The following is a 973-nucleotide window of genomic DNA, read 5'->3' on the forward strand; positions in this document are numbered from 1 at the left end:
TGAATCGACCAGAGTTTTGTAGATATTTCACAGCCTCCTATTTCCGTTCAAATAGGAGCCCATATGAACGCACAACGCTACCCAGAAGAATTCAGGATTGAAGCTGTCAAGCAAATCTTGGAACACGGCCACAGCGTGGCCGATGTGTCACGCCGTTTGGGCGTGAGCACGCATAGTCTGTACAAGTGGATTAAGTTGCAGCAAATCCCTGCGGCGCACCGGCAAGAGCATGTCAGCCAAAGCGAAGAGATGCGCCGCCTGAAAGCGGAGCTCAAGCGGGCCACCGAGGAGCGTGACATCCTAAAAAAAGCGGCGGCGTACTTCGCTCGCCAGTGCGACTGAAGTACGCCTTCATAGCCAAGCACCAGTCGATTTACAGCGTCACGCGCATGTGCCGGGTACTTCGTTTGCACCCCAGTGGCTATTACGCCTGGAAAGCACAACCACAGAGCCAGCGAGCTATCGATGACGAGCGCTTGCTGGGTCTACTCAAGCAGGCTTGGCTAGAAAGCGGTGGTGTGTATGGCTATCGTAAGCTGACGCTGGACATGCGTGACATGGGCGAGCAATGCAGCAGGCACCGCGTAGCCAGGCTGCTGCGCTGTGAAGGAATCAAAGCGCAGCGAGGTTATGGCAAACGCCCTCGCGTCAAAGGTGGAGCACCTGCTGTCGTAGCGCCTAACCTGCTCTCACAGCAGTTCACCGTGACTGCGCCAAATAAAGTATGGGTGACTGACATTACCTATATCAGCACACATGAAGGGTGGCTGTATCTGGCAACTGTGATTGACCTGTTCTCTCGCCAAGTGATTGGCTGGGCAACCGGCAGCCGCATTGATACCCAGTTGCCCTTGGATGCATTACACATGGCCATCTGGCGCAGAAGGCCACGAGAGACCGTCATCGTTCATTCGGACCAAGGCTGTCAATTTACGAGCCACGAGTGGCAGCGGTTCTTAGCCAGTCACAACTT

At 54.9% G+C, this 973-nt stretch carries 1 pseudogene; it reads left to right on the forward strand.

Features of this window, described 5'->3' with window-relative positions:
- Positions 1–63: 63 nt before the first annotated feature.
- Positions 64–973, forward strand: a pseudogene (locus AC27VO_RS16495) (IS3 family transposase); the annotation flags it as partial.

The organism is Comamonas sp. 14P8.1.4, from assembly GCF_057799285.1.